5 protein-coding genes are annotated in these 23,230 nt (G+C 64.8%); all 5 read left to right on the top strand.

Annotation, left to right across the window (positions count from 1 at the left end):
- Positions 1-124: 124 nt before the first annotated feature.
- From ACKJSM_RS14300 to ACKJSM_RS14280, 5 genes are read left to right on the top strand one after another with little or no spacing between them, the layout of a single operon-like run.
- Entirely contained in the window at positions 125-9,133 is a 9,009-nt protein-coding gene (locus ACKJSM_RS14300) for an amino acid adenylation domain-containing protein (RefSeq protein ID WP_410237994.1), read from the top strand.
- Entirely contained in the window at positions 9,130-13,242 is a 4,113-nt protein-coding gene (locus tag ACKJSM_RS14295) for an amino acid adenylation domain-containing protein (protein WP_410237992.1), read from the top strand. Before ACKJSM_RS14300 ends, ACKJSM_RS14295 begins: the two co-directional genes overlap by 4 nt.
- Positions 13,242-22,337 (top strand): amino acid adenylation domain-containing protein, encoded by a 9,096-nt coding sequence (locus ACKJSM_RS14290; RefSeq protein WP_410237991.1) that lies wholly within the window; start codon positions 13,242-13,244, stop codon positions 22,335-22,337. Before ACKJSM_RS14295 ends, ACKJSM_RS14290 begins: the two co-directional genes overlap by 1 nt.
- Complete coding sequence (locus ACKJSM_RS14285) at positions 22,334-23,023, top strand: hypothetical protein (protein ID WP_236181834.1); 690 nt, start codon at positions 22,334-22,336, stop codon at positions 23,021-23,023. Before ACKJSM_RS14290 ends, ACKJSM_RS14285 begins: the two co-directional genes overlap by 4 nt.
- Positions 23,016-23,222 (top strand): MbtH family protein, encoded by a 207-nt coding sequence (locus tag ACKJSM_RS14280; RefSeq protein ID WP_236181833.1) that lies wholly within the window; start codon positions 23,016-23,018, stop codon positions 23,220-23,222. The genes ACKJSM_RS14285 and ACKJSM_RS14280 overlap by 8 nt, the downstream gene beginning before the upstream one ends.
- Positions 23,223-23,230: the final 8 nt, after the last annotated feature.

Genomic DNA, 23,230 nt, shown 5'->3' with positions numbered 1-23,230 from the left:
GCGCCGCGCCATCCTCCTGAATTCGAAAGACCGTACCGGCACCTTGAAGCCGGGGCCTGACTGGCGGGGCATGTTCTGTTCCGCCTGATCACAAAAATAAAGTAGTCATGGACGGTAGCCTCCGATGTTCGACAACACTTCCTTGCGTGGGACGAATTCCGCGCAGCCCGACGTTTGCTCCTTGAAACCGTTCGATGCAGACCTGTGCGTGCACGGTCTGTTTGAAGCGCAGGTGCTGCGCACCCCCGAGGCCATCGCCGCACGCTGGCAGCAGGAGGCAATCAGTTACCGTGAACTGAACACCCGCGCCAACCGGCTGGCCCATCACCTGCGCAAGCTCGGGGTCGGGCCGGACGTGCGGGTCGGGCTGTGTCTGGAGCGTTCACTGGAGATGTTGGTCGGCGTACTCGCGGTGCTCAAGGCCGGTGGCGCCTATGTGCCGCTGGACCCGGCGTACCCGCAGGCGCGGCTGGCGCACATGCTGGCCGACAGCGCACCGTCGGTGGTGCTGACTCACGGCCAGGTGCGCGGTGTTTTGCGGGCAGCGCTCGAACAGTCGGCGACCACCCCGACGCTGCTGGATCTGGCCGACGCCCGGGATTGGGCTGCGCTGTCGGCTGACAACCCCGATCCTCACGCGATCGGCCTGACACCCCGACATCTGGCTTACGTGATCTACACCTCTGGCTCCACCGGCACCCCGAAAGGCGTGATGGTCGAGCATCGCGGACTGGTGGCCGTGAGCGCTGACTGGGCGCGGCTCTATGAGTTGGGCGAGCCGATCAACCACCTGCAGATGGCCGGGTTTTCCTTCGACGTCTTCAGCGCGGACGTGATCCGTGCTCTGGGTTTCGGCGGCACGCTGGTGCTGTGTCCACGGGACACCCTGATGGACCCGCCGGCCCTGTATCGGCGGATGCGCGAGGCGCAGATTGGCTTTGCCGATTTCGTACCGGCGCTGCTCAATCCGCTGCTGGCGTGGGTCGAAGAGACCGGCCGTGACTTGTCGTTCCTGCGCACCGTGGTCTGCGGCTCCGACATCTGGACCGCCCACAGCGCGCGACAATTACGCAGGCTGTGTGGTGGGCAGGTGCAGATCGTCCAGGCCTATGGCGTGACCGAAGCGAGCATCGACAGCACCTGTTTCGAGTTCACCGAAGGTAGCCAGATCGACGCGGTACTGCCCATCGGCCGGGCACTGCCCAACACCCGGATTTACCTGCTCGACGTTGACGGCGCACCGGTTGCCGAAGGTGTCGCGGGCGAGCTGTACATCGGTGGCGTCGGCGTGGCACGCGGTTATCTGAACCTGCCGCAACTGACCGCCGAGCGTTTCATCGACAGCCCGTTCATGGCGGGCGAGCGTCTTTACCGAACAGGCGACCTGGCGCGCTATCGGGCCGACGGCCAACTGGAATTTCTTGGCCGCAACGATTCCCAGGCCAAGTTGCGTGGCCTGCGTCTGGAACTGGGGGAAATCGAAACCCGGCTGGCGGACATCCCGGGCGTGCGGGAAAGCGTGGTGCTGCTGCGCCAGGACAGTCCCGGTGAACCGCGTCTGGTTGCCTACTACTGCGAAAAACCAGACTCAACGCTAAGCCCGCGTTCCTTGCGTGAACAGCTGCAGATCAGCCTGCCGGACTACATGGTGCCAACCGCCTTCGTGCGTCTCGATGCACTGCCGCTGACCGCCAACGGCAAGGTTGACCGGCCCAATCTGCCGGCACCGGACGTCGAGGCATTTGATCAGCAGGAATACCAGGCACCACAAGGTTCGCTGGAAACCGCACTCGCCGCGATCTGGGCCGACGTGCTCGGCGTCGAGCGGGTCGGGCGTCAGGATCAGTTCTTCGCCCTCGGCGGCCACTCGTTGCTGGTGATGCGCGTGCTGGCGCAGGTTCGCCACACGCTGAGGCTGGAAGTGGCGCCTTCGACGCTGTTTGCCGCACCGGTTCTGGCGGCGTTCGCCGAACGGCTGCAAGCCAGTCAGGCGGTGGCTCGCCCAGCCATCACGGCCCTTGAACGGACGGGCGCGCAAACGTTGTCGTCTGCTCAGCAGCGCCTGTGGTTTCTGGCACAAATGGAGGGTGGCAACGCGGCGTATCACATGCCGCTGAACCTGCGTTTGCGTGGTTCGCTGGACGTGCCGGCACTGGAGCGCAGCTTCAACCAACTGGTGGCGCGTCATGCTGCGCTGCGCACCACGTTCATCGCCGTTGAAGGGGAAGGGCGTCAACTGGTTTCGCCGCCGGCGCACAGCATCCGGCTGACGGTGACGGACGTGCAGGGGCACGATGCGCAAGAACGCCTGACCCGCTTGATCGACGAAGAGGGCGCCAGACCCTTCGACCTGAGTCGGGGCCCGCTGATGCGGGTCAGCCTGCTGCGGCTGGCGGCGGATGACCATGTGTTGCTGCTGACCCAGCACCACATCATCTCTGATGGCTGGTCGATGGGTGTGCTCACCCGCGAATTGGGTCAGCTGTACGCGGCGGCGTTGCTGGATCGCGACGATCCGCTGCCGCCGTTGCCGGTGCAGTACGTGGATTACGCCGTGTGGCAAAAGCAATGGCTGTCCGCAGAGGTGCTGGAGCAGCAGAGCCGTTACTGGCGCGAAACCCTAACGGGCGCGCCGGTGCTGCTGGAGTTGCCGACCGATCACAAGCGTCCGCCCGTGCAGGATTACCTCGGCGGCTTTGTTCCATTGGTCTTCGACGAAGCCTTGACCACGCGATTGAAAGCCTTGGGCATGCAGCAAGGCACCACGCTGTTCATGACGCTGCTGGCCGGGTTTTCGCTGCTGTTGTCGCGCCTCTCGGGGCAGAGCGACGTGGTGATCGGCGTGCCATCGGCCAACCGCCCGCAACAGGAACTGGAAGGGCTGATCGGTTTCTTCGTCAACACCCTCGCGCTGCGCATGACTCAGTCCGGCACGCCGTCGGTGGCGCAATGGCTGCAACAGGCGCGGCGAGTGGCGCTGGAGGCTCAAGAGCATCAGGGCCTGCCGTTCGAGCAAGTGGTGGAATTGCTCAACCCGCCGCGCAGTCTGGCCCACAGTCCGTTGTTTCAGGTGCTGTTTGCCTGGGAGCAGGATCAGGATTCCGACCTGCTGTTGACCGGGCTCGACGTCTCGCCAGTCGAAAGCAGTCATCTCGTGGCCAAGTTCGATCTGCAACTGGCCCTCAGTGAGCGCGACGGGCAGATCGTCGGCGGTCTCGAATACGCCTCGGGCCTGTTCGAGCGCGGCACTGTCGAGCAGTTCGGCGAGTACCTGCGCCGGGTGCTGACGCAGATGGTCGACGACAGCCAACAGTCGCTGGCCGCGATCAAGTTACTGAACGCCGAGCAACATCAGCAGATTGTTCATGACTGGAACCGTACGGCGCGGGATACCGCGTCACTGCCCGGTTGCGTGGCGCGCTTCGAAGCCCTCGCCCGGCAGACGCCCGACGCCGTTGCGCTGCTCGCCGATCGTGAGCAGTTGAGCTACGGCAAACTCAATCGCGCGGCCAACCGCCTCGCGCATTACCTGATCGAGCAAGGCGTCGGCCCCGAGCATCGCGTCGGCCTGTGCCTGGAACGCTCGCCACAAATGGTCATCGGCCTGCTGGCGATCCTCAAGGCCGGCGCGGCGTACGTGCCGTTCGACCCGGCTTACCCGAGCGAGCGTCTGGCGTTCATGTTCAGCGATGCCGCGCCGATCCTGCTGCTGACGCAGTCGAGTCTGAAGGCCGGGTTGCCGGCTAACGAGGCGAAAATCTGCTGCCTGGACACCGATGCATCGCAATGGGCGCAACACCCGACGGATGACCCGCAAATCAATGTGAGTCCGGAAAACCTCGGCTACGTGCTCTACACCTCCGGCTCCACCGGGCGTCCGAAAGGTGTGGCCCACAGCCGCCGCGCGCTGGACAACCTGATCGCCTGGCAGCTCGCTCAAGCCACAACGCCGCCGCGCGTTCTTCAATTCGCCTCGCTGAACTTCGACGTCTCGTTCCAGGAAATCTGCAGCACCCTCTGCCAGGGCGGCAGCCTGTTGCTGATGACCGAAGACCGTCGCAAGGACCTCGCCGCGTTGCGCCCGACCCTGGTGGCCGAAGGCGTACAGCGGGCGTTTCTGCCGTTTGCCGTGTTGCAGCAACTCGCCGGCCTGACCGAGGCCGATGCGCCGATGCCGGCCGGTGGTTGCGAGATCATCACCGCCGGTGAAGCCTTGCAAATCAATGACGAACTGCGTGGTTTTGTCCGGGGGCTCGGCGGTGCGCAGTTGCACAACCAGTACGGGCCGACCGAAACCCATGTGGTCAGCCAGTTCAGCCTTGACTGCAACGAGGCCGAGTCCTGGCCGGACGCGCCGCCCATCGGCCGTCCCATCGCCAATGCGCGGCTGTACGTGCTGGACGAGCATTTGAATCCGGTGCCGGTCGGCGTGGCGGGCGAGTTGTACATCGCTGGCGCCTGTCTGGCCCGTGGTTACCTGAACCGCCCGGACCTGACCGCCGAACGTTTCCTGCCGGATCCGTTCAGTGACGAGCCGGGCGCGCGGATGTACCGCAGCGGCGACCTCGCAAAATTCCTGGCCGATGGCAACGTGCAGTACCTGGGGCGCATCGATCAACAGGTGAAACTGCGCGGCTTTCGCATCGAACTCGGCGAGATCGACAGCCTGTTGCATCAGCAGCCCGGCGTGCAGGAAGCCGCCGTGTTGCTGCGCGAAGACGTGGCCGGGGACAAGCGTCTGGTGGCCTACGTGGTCGGCACCGCGACCCCTGAAGGCCTGCGTGCCGAACTGCAACGCCAGTTGCCCGAACACATGATCCCGAGTGCCTGGGTTCGCCTGTCGCAACTGCCGCTCACCCGCAACGGCAAGCTCGACCGCCAGGCGCTGCCGGCACCGGAACGCAGCGCCGGAGCGACTTACGAGGCGCCGCGCAACGACACCGAACGGCACATGGTCGAGATCTGGGCCGAAGTGCTCAAGTGCGAAAGGGTCGGCATCCACGACAACTTCTTCGACCTCGGCGGCCACTCGCTGTTGGCGACGCGGATGATCTACGCGATCAACCAGCGCATGGGCGCGCAACTGTCCCTGAGCAGTCTGTTCCAGACGCCGGTGTTGCGGGATCTGGCGGCGCAGGTGTCGCGTGATGATCAAAGTGTTGAGCCGGCATTCATCCAGATCGAGCCGGATCGCGCTAATCGACATGAACCGTTCCCACTGACCGATATCCAGCAAGCCTACTGGTTCGGTCGCGAGGCCACGGTCAGCCTCGGCGGCGTCAGTGCTCACGGCTACGAAGAACTGCGCATTCCCGAATTCGACGCCGAGCGTTTCGAGCGTGCTCTGAACCGCATGATCCAGCGCCACGACATGCTGCGCGTGGTGTTCCTCAGCGACGGCACGCAACAGGTGCTGGCGCAGGTGCCGACCTATCGCATGCCCCGCAGCGACCTGCGCGGGTTGCCCGCTGACGTAGCGCAACGCACCCTCGAGGCAACCCGCGAACGCCAGTCCCATCAGGTGCTGGACGCCAGTCGCTGGCCGCTGTTCGAGTTCAGCCTGTCGCTGCTTGATGACGGCATCACCCATCTGCACATCAGCCTCGATGCGCTGATCGTCGACGCCGCGAGTACGCAGATTCTTGCCCGCGAACTCATGGCGTTTTACGTTGATCCGACCCTGGAGCTGGTCGAACCGGGCCTGACTTTCCGCGACTACGTGCTGGCCGAACAGCAACTGCGCAATGGCCGCCGCTACGAGCAGGCGCTGGGCTACTGGCGCGAGCGGGTGACCACGCTGGCCCCGGCGCCGGACCTGCCGTTGGTACGTCAACCCGAAAGCATCGCCAACCCGCACTTCACCCGTCGCGACCGCGACATGTCGGCAGCGCAGTGGACGCAGCTTAAAGCCGTGGCCAAACAGTTTGCGGTGACGCCGTCGGTGATGCTCCTGAGCGCGTTTAGCGAAGTGCTGGCGCTGTGGAGCCGCACGCCGCGTTTCACCCTGAGCCTGCCGCTGTTCAACCGCATGCCGCTGCATCCCGATGTGGACGAAATCATCGGTGACTTCACCTCGCTGGTGCTGCTGGAAGTCGGTATCGACGGTTCGAAGAGTTTCACCGACAAGGCCCGCGCGGTGCAGGCGCAACTGTGGCGCGACATCGACCATTCGGTGGTCAGCGGCGTGCGGGTGCTGCGCGAATTGTCCCAGGCCCGGGGCGTGCAGCAGACGGCGATGCCGATCGTGTTCAACAGCACGCTGTCGGAAGCGGCGCCGGAGCTGGCCGAATTCAACCTGGCCGACGCATTGAACGCCCGACACATGCACAGCATCACCCAGACCCCGCAAGTGTGGCTCGACCACACGTTGCTGGAGCTGGAAGGGCGCCTGTTGTTCAACTGGGACAGCATCGACGAACTGTTCCCGCAAGGCATGATCGAGCAGATGTTCGTCGCCTACAACGCGCTGCTCGACAGCCTGTGCGAGCCGGCAACCTGGGGCGCGAACACGCCACAGTTGTTGCCGCAGGCGCGGTTGCCGGCACCGGTCGACAATCCGCAGACACTGCCGTTGATGCACGAACTGTTCGAGCGTCAGGCTCTCGCCACACCGGATGCACTGGCGGTGATTGGCACGCGGCAGCTGACTTACATGCAACTGCGCAACGAAGCCCGACAACTCGGCGCCCGCCTGCAAGCGCAGGGCGTGCTGCCGAACCGCTTGGTCGCGGTGGTGATGGAGCGCGGTTGGCAGCAAGTGGTGGCGACCCTGGCGATTCTGTATGCCGGCGGTGCGTACCTGCCGATCGAACCGACTCAGCCGGCGGAACGGCTGCGGCATATTCTGGAGCGGGCCGAGGCGAGTCTGGCCCTGACCCAACCGGCGCTGCTCGACACAATCGAATGGCCGGCGCAGGTCACGGCCATTGCCGTGAGCGATGACGTTTCAAACGATGCACTGCCACTGCAACCGGTGCAGGTGAACGAAAGCGACCTGGCTTACGTGATCTACACCTCGGGCTCCACCGGGCAGCCGAAAGGCGTGGTGATCGACCATCGCGGCGCGGTCAACACCTTGCTCGACATCAACCGGCGCTTTGCCGTCGGCCCGAACGACCGCGTATTGGCGATCTCGTCGCTGAGTTTCGACCTGTCGGTCTATGACTTCTTCGGCACGTTGGCGGTGGGCGCGGCGGTGGTCATTCTCGAGCCGCAACTGTCGCTCGATCCGGCGTATTGGCTGGCGTTGATCGAACGTCATCGGGTCAGCCTGTGGAACTCGGTACCGGCGCTGCTCGGCATGCTGGTCGAGTACGTGGAGGGCGAGGGCGGCGCGTTGCCCGTGTGCCTGCGGGTGGCGATGCTGTCCGGCGACTGGATTCCCCTGACCCTGCCCGAGCGGGCCTGGGCCTTGCAGCCGGACTTGCAACTGATCAGCCTGGGCGGCGCCACCGAGGCGTCGATCTGGTCGATCTATTATCCGGTGAAACACGTCGACCCGGCCTGGCGCAGCATTCCCTACGGCAAGGCCCTCGATCATCAGCGCTTCTACGTGCTGGATGAAGCGCTGCAAGTGCGCCCGACCTGGGTCGCGGGCCAGTTGTACATCGGCGGTATCGGTCTGGCGAAAGGTTACTGGCGCGATGAAAAACTCAGCGCGGGCAGTTTCTTCGATCATCCACTGACCGGCGAGCGGCTGTATCGCACCGGCGACCTGGGGCGCTTGCTGCCGGACGGCAACATCGAATTCCTCGGTCGCGAAGACAATCAGGTCAAGGTCCAGGGCTATCGCATCGAGCTGGGCGAGATCGAAGCCGCGCTCAATCGCCATCCCGGCGTGCAGAGCGCGGTGGTGCGGATTCTGGGCAGCACGCTGGGCGAGAAGCGTCTGGCGGGTTATGTGCTCAAGGCCGACCCGGCGTTGCAGGCCAGCGATTTCAGCGCCTACCTGAGCGACAAACTGCCGGCCTACATGATTCCGCCGTCGTTCACCTTTGTTGAAGCGTGGCCGTTATCGTCCAACGGCAAGGTCGACAAGAAACGCCTGCCTGAACCGGAGCAAATCGAGGAACAAGGGCCGGCGCTGGAAGTCGAGGGCCCGCTTGAGCAACGGCTGGTGGACATCGTGCAGGACGTGCTCAAGCGCGAATCCATTGCCGCCAACGCCAATCTGCTGAACCTCGGCGCAACGTCGATCGATATCGTCCGGATCAGCAACGCCTTGTCCGGCGCCTTGCAGTTCCGCCCGCACGTGGCGCAATTGCTGGCCCAGCCGACCTTGCTGCATCTGCTCGGCATGTACCGCCAGAACCGGGCGCGGCAGGATCTGCTTGGCAACGTTCAGCAGGCTCAGGAACCCGTACAGGACATCATCGAGGATCCGCAGCAGCGGGCGCAGTTCAAGGCCGAACAGCGCGGACGCCGCGACTTCGCTCAGACCCTGCCGGCGCTGGCGCTGGACCTGCCGCAAGACCCGGCCTTCGCCCGACGTTTGAGCGACTACCGCTCGGTGCGTCAATACGCTCTGCAACCGATCGCCACCCAGGCCTTTGCCCATGTACTGGCGGCACTGGCCCAGGGGCAACTCGACGGCGAGGTGAAATACCAGTTCCCGTCGGCGGGCGGGCTGTACCCGATTCAGGCGTACCTCTACGTCAAGCCGGATCGCGTGCTTGGCGTGCCCGGCGGCGCGTATTACTACGATCCCCGCCAGCATCGTCTGCTGGCGCTCCAGAGCGGCGCACTCGACCCGGACACCTACGACTATTTCGTCAACCGTCCGGTGTACGAGAACGCCGCGTTCTCGCTGTTTTTCATTGCCGACATGGCCGCGATCCACCCGCTGTATGGCGAGCGCAGCCGCGACTTCTGCCACATCGAAAGCGGCGCCATGGCCCAGTTGCTGAGCATGACCGCCGTCGAGCACGGGTTGGGTCTGTGCGGCATCGGCTCGGTCGAGGAGCAGCAACTGACCATGCTGTTCGACCTCGGGCCAAGCCATGAATTGATCTACTCGATGATCGGCGGGCTGCGCACGGCCGATGAACAACACCGCGCGCCAGTCGAGGCGTTTGCCATCGAGCCTGTGACCGCCAGCCTGGACGATGAAGACATGGAGGAGTTCGAAGTATGAATGCCGATCAATTGCTGGCGTTGTTCGCTCGCCATGGCGTGGTGCTCGAGGTGGACGGTGACAGGCTGCGCTGCAAGGCGCCGCGCGGGTTTCTCACCGAAGAACTGACCCAGGCGCTCAAGCGTCACAAGCAGGAACTGATCGCCTTGCTCGGCGGGCAGGGTGACGCGGCAATTCCCCGCCGATCCGGCGCGCACGGGTCCTGGCCATTGTCGTTTTCGCAACGGCAACTGTGGTTTCTCGATCAACTGGAACCCGGCAATCCGTTCTACAACGTGCCGACGGCGGTAACGCTCAAAGGGCAGTTGGACGTCGTGCAGCTGGAGCGGGCGCTGAACCAACTGGTGGCCCGCCACGAAGTCCTGCGCACGACGTTTTGCCGCGTGAACGGCGAACCGCGTCAGGTGGTGCATTCGTCGATGCCGCTGTCATTGTCGGTGACGGATCTACGCCAGTTGTCTGCCGACGAGCGCGAGCAGCACGTGCGAATCGCCGTCGAGCAAGATGCCCGGGCGTCATTCGATCTGGCCACCGGCCCATTGCTGCGGGCGTCGTTACTGCGCGTGGCCGACGACGAACATCTGTGGCTGTACAGCGTGCATCACATCATCGCCGACGGCTGGTCGATGGGCGTGATCCTGCATGAAGTCGCGACGCTGTACGGCGATTATCTGCGTGGCAAAACCCCGTCACTTGCGCCGTTGCCGGTGCAATACGCCGACTACGCCTGCTGGCAGCAACAGCGGGTGGGCGGTGCGGTGCTGGACGCGCAGCTCGATTACTGGCGCCGCACCCTGGACGACGCGCCGCTGTTGTCGACCCTGCCCGCCGACCGGCCGCGCCCGTTGGTGCAGCGCTATGTCGGGGCCACGTTCAGTTCCTCCGTCGATGGCGGCACCTTGCGCGAACTCACGGCGCTGGCCCGCCAGACCCAAGGCACGCTGTTCAACGTGCTGCTGGGCGCATTGGCGGTGTTGCTGTGGCGCCACAGCGGCCAGCAGGACTTGTGCCTCGGCACGCCGTTCGCCAACCGCAATCGCCCGGAAGTCGAGCCGCTGATCGGTCATTTCGTCAACACGCTGGTGCTGCGTCAACGCCTGAATCCGCAGCAGACCTTCGCCGAGCTGTTGCGCGAGGTGCGTGGCCAGATGCTCGACGTCCATGCCCATCAGGACGTGCCGTTCGACCGCGTGGTCGAGGCCGTCAACCCGCCACGCGATCCCGCTCATTCGCCGTTGTTCCAGGTGATGCTGGTGCTGCAGAACACCCCAGGCAACGCGCTGCAGATGCCCGGCCTGGAACTGGCGCCGTACGGCACCAGCAGTGCCACGGCCAAGTTCGATCTGGCGTTCGAATGGGTCGAGCGGGCAGGGCGGCTGGACTTGCTGGTGGAATACAACACCGACCTCTACGACATCGCAACCATCGAACGCCTGAGCGGGCACTACCGTCACTTGCTCGAACAGATCGCCGCCGATGCCAAGCAACCGATCAATGCCTTGCCGTTGATGAACGAGGCTGAGCGTCAACAGGTACTGGTGGACTTCAACCGCGCCGCGCCGCTGACGCAAGCGGCGCCTTGCGTGCACCAACTGGTCGAAGCGCAGGCCGCGAGCAACCCTCAGGCCTGCGCCGTAGTGTTCGAAGGTGAATCCCTGAGCTATGCCGAACTCAATGCCCAGGCCAACCGTCTGGCGCGGCATTTGCGCACGCTGGGCGTCGGCCCGGACGTGCGCGTGGCGGTGTGCATCGAGCGTTCGCTGGAATTGCCGGTGGCGCTACTGGCGGTGCTCAAGGCCGGAGGCGCCTATGTGCCGCTGGACCCGGATTATCCGCTGGGACGCGTGAGTCATATGCTCGGCGACAGTACGCCGGCGGTGCTGCTGACCCTCGGCTCGGCGCACGGGATTTTGCGCCAGGCCGTGCAAGGCTCGAACTGGGAAGCGCCAGTCCTCGACCTCGAAAAAGACGCCGCGAGCTGGGCATCGTTGCCGACGGACAATCTCGATCCGCGCAGTGTCGGCGTTACCCCTGACCATCTCGCCTACGTGATCTACACCTCCGGCACCACCGGCTTGCCCAAGGGCGCGATGGTCGCCCACCGTGGCCTGAGCAACCTGCTGCTGTGGTGTTTGCAGGTCTGCGGCGAGGCGGGGGCGATGTTGCACAAGATCCCGTTCGGTTTCGATGCCTCGGCGTGGGAGACATTCTGGCCGTTGGCAACCGGCGGAAGGCTGGTGATCGCGCGGCCCGGCGGGCATTACGAGCCGGCGTACCTGGCACGCGAGGTGCGCGAGCAGAAAGTCACGGCGCTGGTGTTCGTGCCGGCGATGTTGCAGCTGTTTCTGGAGGTCGACGAGGTCAGCCAGTGTACGTCGCTGACCGATGTGTTCAGTGGTGGCGGTGAACTGCCGCCAGCCCTGGCCCGGCGCTTTCAGGAACGTCTGCCCCATGCGCGGCTGCACAATGTCTACGGTCCGACCGAAACCACGGTGATCAACAGCATCTGGACCCTGGAGCCCGGCGCCGAGGTGCCGGCCCGGCAACTGCCGATCGGTCGGCCGATTGCCAACAACCGTTTTTACGTGCTCGATGACCGCGACCAGCCGGTGCCGGTGGGCGTGACCGGGCATCTGCACATTGGCGGCGTGGGCGTGGCCCGGGGTTATCTGGGGCTGGCGCAGCTCAGTGCCGAGCGCTTTATCGACAATCCGTTTGTGGCAGGGGATCGGCTCTATCGCAGCGGCGATCTGGCGCGTTATCGCCCGGACGGTCAGCTGGAGTTTCTCGGTCGCAACGACTTTCAGGTCAAATTGCGCGGCGTGCGCCTGGAACTGGGCGAGATCGAAGCCCGGCTCGAAGCGTTTCCGGGTATCCGCAGCGCCGTGGTGTTGATGGTCGGCGAAGCGGCGCAGGATCAGCGGCTGGTGGCCTGTTGCGTGGTGGCCGACACCGTGGACGAAGCAGCGGTGCACGCCCATCTGGCGACGACGTTGCCCAGAGCGGTGATCCCCGGCAGCTACCTGTGGCTCGACGCCTTGCCGCTGACCGCCAATGGCAAGGTCGACCGTGCGGCGCTGACCGCTTTGGCGGATGAAGAAATGGTCAACCGTCAGGTCAACCTGAGCAGCCCGCGCGATCACATCGAGCTGGCGCTGTACCAGATCTGGAAAAGCCTGTTGCTGGCGCCGCAGATCGGCATTCGCGACAACTTCTTCAATGTCGGCGGCACCTCGATCGCCGCGATCAAAATGGCCCATGAAATCAGCCAGCAGTTTTCGGTCGAAGTGCCCGTGCGCGTGGTGCTCAGCTACCCGACCATCGAAGCGCTGGGCGGCTGGCTGCGGGTCGGGGCCAACCCGGCGCTGGCCCAGAGCAACCTGATCGAATTCCGGCGCGGCACCGGCCAAAAAAACGTGGTGTGCATTCACCCGGCGGGCGGCACGGCGTTCTGTTACCTGTCGCTGGCCAAGGTGCTGCCGGATGAAACCGGCGTTTACGGGGTGCAATCGCCGGGACTGAATCCGGGGGAGAACACCGAGCCGACGGTCGAAGCGATGGCCGAGGCCTACTTGCGCCAGATCGAACCGCTGACGCAGCAACCGCTGATTCTCACCGGGCTGTCGTTCGGCGGTCTGGTGGCCTATGAAATGGCGCGGCGGTTGACGGCGGCGGGGCATCGTCAGGTGACGGTGGTGCTGCTCGACACCCAGGGCAGTGACGATCCGGGTTTCCGCGAGCAGATCGGCACCGTGGACATGGCCGAGTTCCGCGACAAACTGGTGCGCTTCAACGGCATGTATCCCGGCATCGAAGACGCCCAGGTCGAGCGCTATTTCAACATCTACAACCACAACCGGCTCGCGATGGCCGCCTATGACTGCGCGCCGCGCACCGGTCGTGTGGTGCTGATCCAGGCGCGGGAAGATTTCAGCCGCCATCAGTTGCATGAGCTGCGCGGCTTCTGGCGTCGCCGCGCAGGCAGTGGCTATCTGGCGAAACTGGTCAGCGGCGGGCACTGGGACATGCTCGAAAGCGCGGAAATCCATCGAGTCTCGCAAATCATCCGTCGGGAGCTGCACCGCTTCGACGCGCAGGAGGCGAAATGATGAGTGCGTCCAAAGACAGGCCGTTGCTTGCGCGTTTTGCCGAGCAAGTGGCGCGAAATCCGCAAGCCCCGGCGGTGATCGATCAGTCGGTCACCCTGACTTACGCCGAGCTGGCCAGCGCCAGTGAGCGCATCGCTCGAGGATTGCTGGCGCGCGGCGTCGAGCCCGGCCAGTCGCTGGCGCTGTGCATGCCGCGCTGCTGGCAATGGCTGGCGGCGATTCTCGGCGCGCTGAAAGTCGGCGCGGTGGTGGTGCCGCTGGATCGGGCCAGTCCGCGCAAACGCCGGGAACTGATGCTGGCGGATGCGGCGTGTGTCGGCCTGATGACCCTGGACGAAGAACCGTTGTGGTCGGCTTCGCTTTGGCAAACCGGCGTCGAGGCCTTGTTCGATCAGCCGGACGCTCCGCCGCAAGCGCTGGCCGAAGACTTCACCGAGGTGATGTTCCTGTTCTACACCTCGGGCACCACCGGCACGCCAAAAGCGGTCGAGGTGGGCGAGCGCGGCTTGCTGCGGCTGGCGCACACCGACGGCTATATCGAGATTCGTCCGACGGACCGGTTTGCCTGCCTGTCCAACCCGGCGTTCGATGCCTGCAGTTTCGAGCTGTGTGCGCCGCTGCTCAACGGCGGTTGCTGCGTGATGATCGCTGACGAGGACGTGCTGGATGCGCGACGTCTGGCCGAGGTGCTGGAGCGCACGCAGGTCGACAATCTGTTCATGACGGTGTCGCTGTTCAACACCTTGATCGCCGAGTGGCCGTCGTGTTTCTCCAGCGTGCGTCAGGTGCTGATCGGCGGTGAGCAGATCAGCGCTGCCGCCGTGCGCGGCTGGTATCGGGCCAATCCTGAGAGCCGCTGCCGGATCTTCAACGTCTACGGCCCGACCGAATGCACCACGTTTGCCTTGTGCTGGCCGATCAGCCGTGACTTTGCCGGTGACTCGGCGCCCATTGGCCGACCGTTGCCGGATACCGGCGTGCAGGTGCTGGATGATCGGCAGCGACCGGTGCCGGCAGGCGAGGTCGGCGAGCTGTATTTGAGTGGCAGCGGTGTCGCCCGTGGCTACCGCAACCGGCCCGAAGAAACCGCCCGCCAGTTCGTCCGTTTGCCCGGCCTCGACGGTGGCGCGCAGGTGCATTACCGCACCGGCGATCTGGTGCGACGCAATACCGAAGGCTTGATCGAATACCTGGGGCGGATCGACCGGCAGGTGAAGATTCGTGGCTTCCGGATCGAGCCGGGGGAAGTGGAGCAACGGATCCTGGAGCATCCAGGCGTGGCGCAGGTGTACGTCTGCACGCGGCGTCAGGCGGCTGAAGATCATCAGTTGCTGGCGTTCATCGTGCCTCGCGGGGATCTGGACTATCACGCCTTCGAAAATCATCTGCGGGCACAACTGGCGCCCTACATGCGGCCGCATCAGCTGTTCCTGCTGGAGCGCCTGCCGCTGACGGCCAACGGCAAGATTGATCGTGACGGCTTGCTGGCCCAAGGGTTGAGTCCGTGGCATCCAGTGATGGATGCCGTTGACGATGGCAGTATTTCGCCTGCCTTGGGCTGGCTGCTGAAAGAAGCCCGCTCGCTGCTCGGCCAACCGTCCTTGAGCGCGCAGGACGACTGGCTGGGCAGCGGCGGCGATTCGCTCAAGGCGATGCGCCTGCGTTCTGCGATCCGTGTCCGTTGGCAGCGCGAGATTGCTCTCGACACGTTGCTCAACGAGACTTTCTCGTCATTGGCCGAGCAACTGACCGGTGAAACGAACGGTGATTCGATCTACCCACCTGCGCCCCCGGTCAGTAACGCCAAACGCCTGCCGGCGACCGCCGAACAGCGCCGGCTGTGGCTGTTGCAACAACGCTCGCCGACCTCGACCGCCTACAGCGTGCCGCTGATTCTTCATCTGGCGGCAGGTGTCGACGTTGCGGCACTGGCCGAGGCTTTGGGGCATCTGGTGCAGCGTCATCCGGGATTGCGCACGGCATTCGTGGCGGGTGCCGATGAGCTCGATCAGGTGATTGCCGAACAGGGTCCGGTCTGTCGCACCTTTGCGGTCGGTCATTTCACCGAGGCCAACTGGCAAGCCTTCGCCGAGCTGGTGTTCGCCGCGCCGTTCGACCTGACCACCCCGAATCTGTTTCAAGCCTGGCTGTTGCCGTTTGCCGATGGCAGCTGCCGGCTGTTGCTGAACCTGCACCACATCATCGTCGATGGCTGGTCGGTGAACCTGCTGTTCGACGACCTGAATCAGCTTTACACCGATGTCCTGCACGGCCACAACAGCCCGCAGCCATCCGCCCGACTGACGACGCTGGAGTTTGGCCAGTGGCAGCGCCAGTGGAGCGTCGATCCGCATTACCGCGACCAGCGCCGCGCCCTCGCCGAATTGCATCGCCGGCAGGAGGAACCGTCGCCGGCGTTGATGCCAATGCGCGAAATCAGCCCCGCCGCCCGGTTGCACCGGGAACCCTTGGGCCCACTGCGCAGCGCGGCCCTCGAACGCTTTTGCACCCAGCAGCGGCTGACCCGTTTCGAAGTGCTGTTCAGTGTCTTCGCCTGGAGCCTGTACGCCCTGACCGGGTGCGAGCGGCCACGGATCGCCAGCCCGGTGTCCAACCGGCCACTGGTGGAGTTCGAAGACACGGTCGGCATGTTTGCCAACACCGTGCTGATCCCGACCGCCGTTGAACAGGCGTTGACCCTGAGCGAGCAGGTGCGCAAGCAGACCGTCACAGTGCGCGAAGTGCTGGCGTTGCAGGACGTGGCGCTGGCGGATCTGGTGGAAGACCTGCGGCTGTCGTCGAGCCCCTCGCTGTTCGATTTCATGTTCGTGCTGGAAAACACCGATTACGCAGCGCTGGCCGATTCGAACCTGCGCGCGACGCTGGAATTCAACGAACACTTGCACGCCAAGTGCCCGCTGACGCTGCTGATGGTGGGCAGCGGGTCGCAACTGGAATGCTGGTGGGAATATCAGTGCAGCTATTTTGATGGCGAACAGATGCGGGCATTGAATGCGCTGTTTCGCCGAGGCCTGGACCTGTTGCTGGAAACCCCGGCGGCCAACCTCAACGATTTGCTGGAGCCGTATCGACGCAGCCTGCCACCGGCCAGCGAGGGCCCTCGGATTGCGCTGCCGTTCAACACACTGGCGGACGGGTTCGAGCATCAAGTGCATTGCACACCGGAGGCGGTCGCGCTGGTTCAAGGCCAGCAACGCCTCACCTACAGCGAACTGAATGCGCTGGCCGATGCTCTGGCGGCAAACCTGCTCGAGCGTCATCCGTTGCCGGCCGGGTTCGCACCGTTGCATGTCGTGTTGTTCCTCGACGCCTCGGTGGAACACATCGTCGCCTTGCTGGCGCTGGCCAAACTCAATCTGACGTCCGTGCCGCTGGATCCCGCCTATCCGGTGGCGATCCAGCAGCAGGTGCTGGAACAGGCGCAGCCGCATTGTGTGCTGTTCAGCGATATGACGAAGGCCGCACTGGATGACCTGAACGCCGGACGATTCGCCACCCATCGGGTCGATCTGCGCGCCGATGCCGGAACGTTCGAACGTCCACGCCACGTCGGTGAACGGCCGCTGTACACGCTGTTCACCTCCGGATCGACCGGCACGCCCAAAGGGGTGCAAGTGTCGGAACGCACCCTGTGCAACCTGCTGCAATGGCAGCGCACCGAGGGGCAGTTGCCGGCCAAAGCGGTGACCCTGCAGTTCTCGATGCTGTCGTTCGATGTGTCGTTCCAGGAGATTTTCAGCACCCTGTGCGGCGGCGGTTGTTATCACCTGATCACGCCGCGCTGGCGTCAGGATGCCGAGGCGTTACTGGATTACATGGTCGAGGCGCGGATCGAGCGCCTGTTCCTGCCGTACGTGGCCTTGCAGCATCTGGCGCAAACCGCCGTGGCCCGGGGCATTTACCCGTCGGCGTTGCGCGAGGTGATCACGGCGGGCGAGCAATTGCTCTGCACGGATGCGCTGCGCCACTGGTTCGGCGGCATGCCGCACGCCACGCTGTTCAATCACTATGGCCCGACCGAAACCCACGTGGTCAGCGCCTTGCGCCTGCCGCCCGTGGCGCGGGACTGGCCATTGCGCGCACCGATCGGCCATGCCGTTGGCAATGCCCGGCTGCTGCTGGTCGATGAGCATGATCGCCCGGTGCCGATGGGCCGTCGCGGCTATCTGCTGGTGGCGGGGCCGATGGTTGCCCGCTGTTATCTGGCTGATCCTGGGCTGAACGCCGCGCGGTTCGTCGAGCTGGCAGACGGCTGTTTGTACTACCGCACCGGCGATCTGGCGTGGGCCGATGCCCAAGGCTGCCTGCATTACCTGGGACGTGACGATCAGCAGATCAAACTCAGCGGCCATCGGCTGGAGCTGGGGCAGATCGAGGCGGCGCTGATGCAGGTGCCGGAAGTGGTCAACGCGGTGGTGGCGGTGCAGGCCGATCCACCACGGCTGATCGCCTGGCTGCAGCTTGAGGGTGAGCCTGCGACTTCCGATGAACTGGATCGTCAGGTGGCGCGGCTAATGCCGGCCCATGTGCGAATCGATGAATACCGACGGCTCGACCTCTGGCCACGCACGCCCAGCGGCAAGATCGACCGCAAGGCTTTGCTGAATCTGGGCGAGGCGTTGGAGCGGCGCAGCACGCCAGCACCGGCTGTTCAATTGACCGCGCTGGAACGACAACTGAGCGAGTTGTTCCAGGCTGTGATCGGTCGTGACATCGAACCGGAGCAGACCTTCTTCGAGGCCGGCGCCACCAGCCTCGGCCTGATGCGTTTGCATGGCCGTTACGCCGAAGAACTGCCGCACAAGGTGACGATGGCCGACCTGTTTGAACACGTCACGGTGCGACGTCTGGCGGCGCACCTCTCGACTGGATCGATGGACGTGGCGGCGCGTGTACGGCCCACCGATGCAGGTCACCCGCCGATGGCGATCATCGGCATGGCGGTCAATGTGGCCGGGGCGCAGAACCTGTCCGAGTTCTGGGCGATGGTGCAAGGCAATGAGTTGGGCATCGAACACTTTGCCGCTGACGAAGGCCTGGTCGGCGCCCGCAGTCAGTTGGCCGGCATGCTCGATTTTGATCCCGAGTACTTCGGCATCAGCCGCCAGGAAGCGCGCCTGATGGACCCGCAACAGCGGCACCTGCTGATGGCGTGCGTGCAGGCCCTGCAACACGCGGCCATCGTCCCGTCGGCGGATGGTCCGCGCATCGGTCTGATCGCCAGTTGCGGCGAAACCACGTACTTCCAGCAAATGCTGCGCGAAACCGCCGACGACGATCTGCCGGACGGCTTCCAATTGGCGCTGCATCACGACAAGGATTTTCTGGCGACCAAAGCCGCGTATCACCTGGACCTCAACGGCCCGGCCCTGAGTGTGCAGGCCGCTTGCGGCAGTTCGCTGATCGCCGTGCACCTGGCCAGTTCGATGCTGCGTCAGGGCGACAGTGACGTGATGCTCGCGGCCGGGGTGCTGATCGACCCGACCCTGACCGAGGGCTACCGGCACCGCTCGCAACACATCTTTTCCGCCGATGGTCTGTGTCGTCCGTTCAGCGATGACGCCAGCGGCACCCTCGGCGCCAGTGGTTACGGGGTGGTGGTGCTCAAGCCGCTGGCCAGGGCGCGGGCCGATGGCGACCGGATCTATGCGCTGCTCGAAGGCTCGGCGCTGAACAACGACGGTCGGGCCAAGATGAGTTACACCGCGCCGTCGGTGGCCGGGCAGAGCGCGGTTATTCGCGATGCCTTGAACCGGGCCGGTTTGACCGGTGCCGACATCGGCTACATCGAGGCCCACGGCACCGGCACCTTGCTCGGCGATCCGATCGAGGTCGCGGCATTGACCAAGGCTTTCGGCGATGCGCCGGCCGGCAGTTGCGCGCTGGCCTCGGTGAAAAGCCAGATCGGTCATCTGGGCGCGGCGGCGGGGGTGGTCGGGCTGATTCGCGCCAGCCTCGCGGTGTTCCATGGCATGCTGCCGCCGAACCTCGGTTTTGGCCGGATCAACCCGCAGATCGATCTGGAGCATTCGCCGTTCTACGTGCCGACCACGTCCCGGCCATGGCCGCAAGGGCGGCGGCGACTGGCCGGTGTCAGCAGTTTCGGGATTGGCGGGACCAATGCGCATGTCATCGTCGGCGCTGCGCCCGAGGTGCAGGATGGGGTCGAGGAAACGTTGCCGCTGCTGATGGTCTCGGCCCACAGTCGAGCGGAGTTGCTGCGCGATGTCGCGGCGATTCGCCAATACCTGCACGCGAACCCGGAACAGCGCACTGCGTTGCTGCGGCACTTGCAGTCGGGTCGCCGGCAGTTGCGCTGGCGCTTCGCGATGGTCTGCCGGTCGGGTGACGACATTCCGTTGCAGCCGACAGCGATCAAGGAAGTCACCGCTTCGGGCGCGCAACTTAAAATCGTCGATCAATCGCCGCAGGAGCTGCTGGACGCCTGGTACGAAGGCGCGAATATCCAGTGGCCGCAGCGCTCGGCACCGCCGCCGTGGGATCTGCCGCCGTCATCGTTCGATCTTCAGCCGTATCGTTTCCCGACGCCTGTAGCTGCTGAACCTGAAACGCCAGCCCTTGCGCGACAACCGCTGGCGGACTGGTTCCACCAACGACAGTGGGTGCGCATCCGACGCCTGAGCGCGACAGCGACGGTGGAATCCCGTGAGGTGCTGATTCTGTGCAGCCATGAAGCGCCGGAATCGGCGTTGCTGGCGAGCCTGAACACTGTCTATCGACGGGTGATTCAGGTGCGCACCGGCAATGGCTTCAAGCGCCTGAGCTCGGACCGATTCGAGCTGGATCCGCTGGACACTGACGCACTGAACCATTTGCTCACCGACGTTGCAGAACCTGAACTCGGCGAACTCGACTGGCTGCATGCCTTGCCACTGGCGGTGTCGGGCGCGGTCAACGAGCAATCGCTGGATCTGGCGCAGTGGGCCAGTCTGGACACGGTCAGTGCGCTGATGCAGGCCTGGGAGCAAACCCCGCGCACGGCACGTCTACGGTTGTGGTTGATGTCATGGCAGGCATGCCCGGTGGACGGCGCGGTTCAGCGTCCCGAGCTGGCAGCACTGGCCGGCATCACCGAAGTGGTGCCGCAGGAATACCCGGTGCGTTGCCACTGGCTGGACTGGCCGTCGTCGCGCCTCGAAGCGCAGGCCGGCGAGTTGACAGCGTTGCTTGCCGATCCGGCCTCACTGCCTCGGCGAATGGCGGTGCGTGACGGTTACCTCTGGCAGCCACGCTTGCTGCCTCAGCCATTGACCGGCCCAGCAACGACATCAGGGCTTCTGCCGGAAGACGGTACGTTTCTGGTGCTGGGCGGCAGCGGCGGCATCGGCCGGACCTTGTGCGAACACCTGTTGCAGGCACCTGCACGCCGTGTGGTGCTGATTTCGCGCCAAGGGCAATTGCCCGCGTCGCTGGCGGCGTACACGTCGCGGATCGACTGCATCAACGCGGATATGGCCGACCTGCTGCGCTGGCCGCAGGTCCTTGATCAACTGGCCGTTCGTTACGGTCGTCTGAGCGGGGTGATTCATGCGGCGGGTGTCGGTGCGGGCAGCCTGATTCGCCATCGCGATGCCCGGAAAATGGCCGAGGCCATGGCTGCAAAGACTCGCGGCATGCTGGCGGTCGAAGCCTTGATCGAGCATCTGAAACCGGGGTTTGTCCTGTACTGCTCGTCGATGTCGGCGCTGTTCGGCGGCGCGGGGCATCTGGACTACGCAGCGGCCAGCGGGGTGCTCGACGGCTTCAGCCACTATCGCCCGAACCCGGCCGACGCTTGCCTGCGCCTGGGGATCAACTGGGACATCTGGCGTGACATCGGCATGGCCACCACCAGCAACGGCGGGGACGCCGCGCATCTGGAGCATCTGACGGTCGGTCTGTCGGCCGAAGAGGGCTGTCGGGTGTTCGATCTGGCGATGGCGACGCAGTTGCCGCAGCTGCTGATCTCGACCACCGGCATCGACACGGCGCGAAGGTTTTATCCGGTTCGCCATGGTGCAGTGGCCGCAGCGGTCGAGGCGCCGAAGGGCGTGGATCTGTCGGCGCGCCTGCGTGAGTGCCTGTGCAAGTGGCTCGGTGTGGCTGAGCTTGAAGATGACGATTCGCTGTACGACCTGGGCGCGGACTCGCTGACGCTGCTCGACCTGATCGACGAGCTGCAAGCGGCCACCGGTGAGGTGTTCCAGCTGTCGCAATTCAGCCACAAGGTCAGCCTGAGCGAAGTGCTGGGGTTGGTCTCGACCGCCACGGTTGAAGAGGCGCCCAACGCTGCACCGCACGGCTGGCACGACGCGGTGCGGATCGATCAATGGCATGCTGGTGCCGGCCGCGATTGGCTGTACCTGATCCACCCGGTGGGTGGCGATGTTCAGGCCTATCGGGAACTGGTCTCGGCACTGCCGGCGGAGTTGGGCGTGTGCGTGATCGCCGACCCGGCGCTGCGTGTGCCGCAGTTGCCGAACATCAGCGTGGACGAACGTGCAAGCCAGTATCTGGAGGCGATCAAGGCCCACCTTCCGCACGGCAGCACCTGGCGTCTGGCTGGCTGGTCGTTCGGGGCGTGGGTGGCGCAGGCCTTGTGTCATCAGGCCCGGGCCGACCGCTTCAGGCAACCGTTGCTGTACCTGATCGACCCGCCCGCGCCGGATGCCGGTGCGCAACTGGCCGGCATCGACGAACAGACCATCGAGCAGGTGTTCCAGCGCGAGTTCGCCCAGCGCTGGCCGGAGGTCGAAGGGCAGGGTATGGCCGAAGAACGTCAGGCGTATCTGCAACGGCTGACGGTGTGTTGCCGCAATAACATGGCCAGCATGATCGACTTCCAGCCGCCGGCACTGGTGACCACGACGGTGCGGTTGTTCAGTGCCGGGCAGGCCAATCCTTATGGGCTGGGCAATGCCTGGAATCCGGATGATCTGCAACGCAACTGGCAGGCCCTGCTGCCGCAGTTGCGCAGCTGGCAAACCCTGGACACCGATCACTACGGCATCGTGGCGGGCCGCTGGGCGCGGTTGCTGGCCGAGGTCATTGGTACGGATGAGCCTGCGCCATGAGTGAACCGACCTCGATGCCGCAATGGTGGCTGGCCTTGACCAAGGTGCTGTGCGAAGCCGAGCCGGACGAGGCCTTGCGTCTGCGTTTGAGCCGGTTCAACGAGCAGGTGCCGTTTCAGCTGTTTCATCTCTGGCAGGCCGACGTGGTCCTGCCGATGCTCGGCGAAGCCTTGCCGGAACATCGGCAGGCGCTGCTCGCTTTGCAAAGCCTGCATCAGCGGGCGGCACTCGGCGTGCTCGGGCGTCAGGGCGAATGGCGGGCCACGCTCAAACCGGTGTTGCTGGCGCTGTATCGCAAGGCCTATGCCTACGACGCGGCTTACGCCAAGGCTCACGCCAGTGCGATGACCTACGGCCTCGCACCGGCCAACAGCGCCATGATTGCCGAGCACTTCGGCGATGCCGAGGCGTTCGCCGAGTACTACGCGCAACTCAATACCGAGGCCGCCGCCACGGCGTTTGCCCAGGCTCATGCCAGCGCCAACGCCGAGGTGTCGGCCCGGGCTTTCGCGGGCGACGATGCAGACACCTGCGCGCAGGTCTGCGGGGCGTCCGTGCGGGTGTACGTCGGGGCCTGCGCTTCGAGCGACGAACAGCGGCATGCCGCACTCAACCATCTCGCCGCCGGGCTCGACCGGAGTCTGGCCACACTGCAATCCCGTTCAACAGGAGAACGACATGAATGACGCACACCTGCAATTCGATGTGGTGATCAACGCCCAGGGTCAGTATTCCCTGTGGCCGGCGGGCAAGCCGATGGCCTGCGGCTGGAGCGAGGCGGGGATGCGCGGCGAGCGTCAGGTCTGTCTGGATTACATCAACGAGCACTGGATCGACATGCGCCCGCGTTCGCTGCGCGAGCAGTCGTCGGTGTCGTTCCAATAAAAAAGGTG

The organism is Pseudomonas sp. PHC1, from assembly GCF_046487845.1.
Taxonomy (GTDB): domain Bacteria; phylum Pseudomonadota; class Gammaproteobacteria; order Pseudomonadales; family Pseudomonadaceae; genus Aquipseudomonas; species Aquipseudomonas sputi.
The sequence above is the reverse complement of the archived record's forward strand: the minus strand, read 5'-3'. Positions and strand labels throughout refer to the sequence as shown.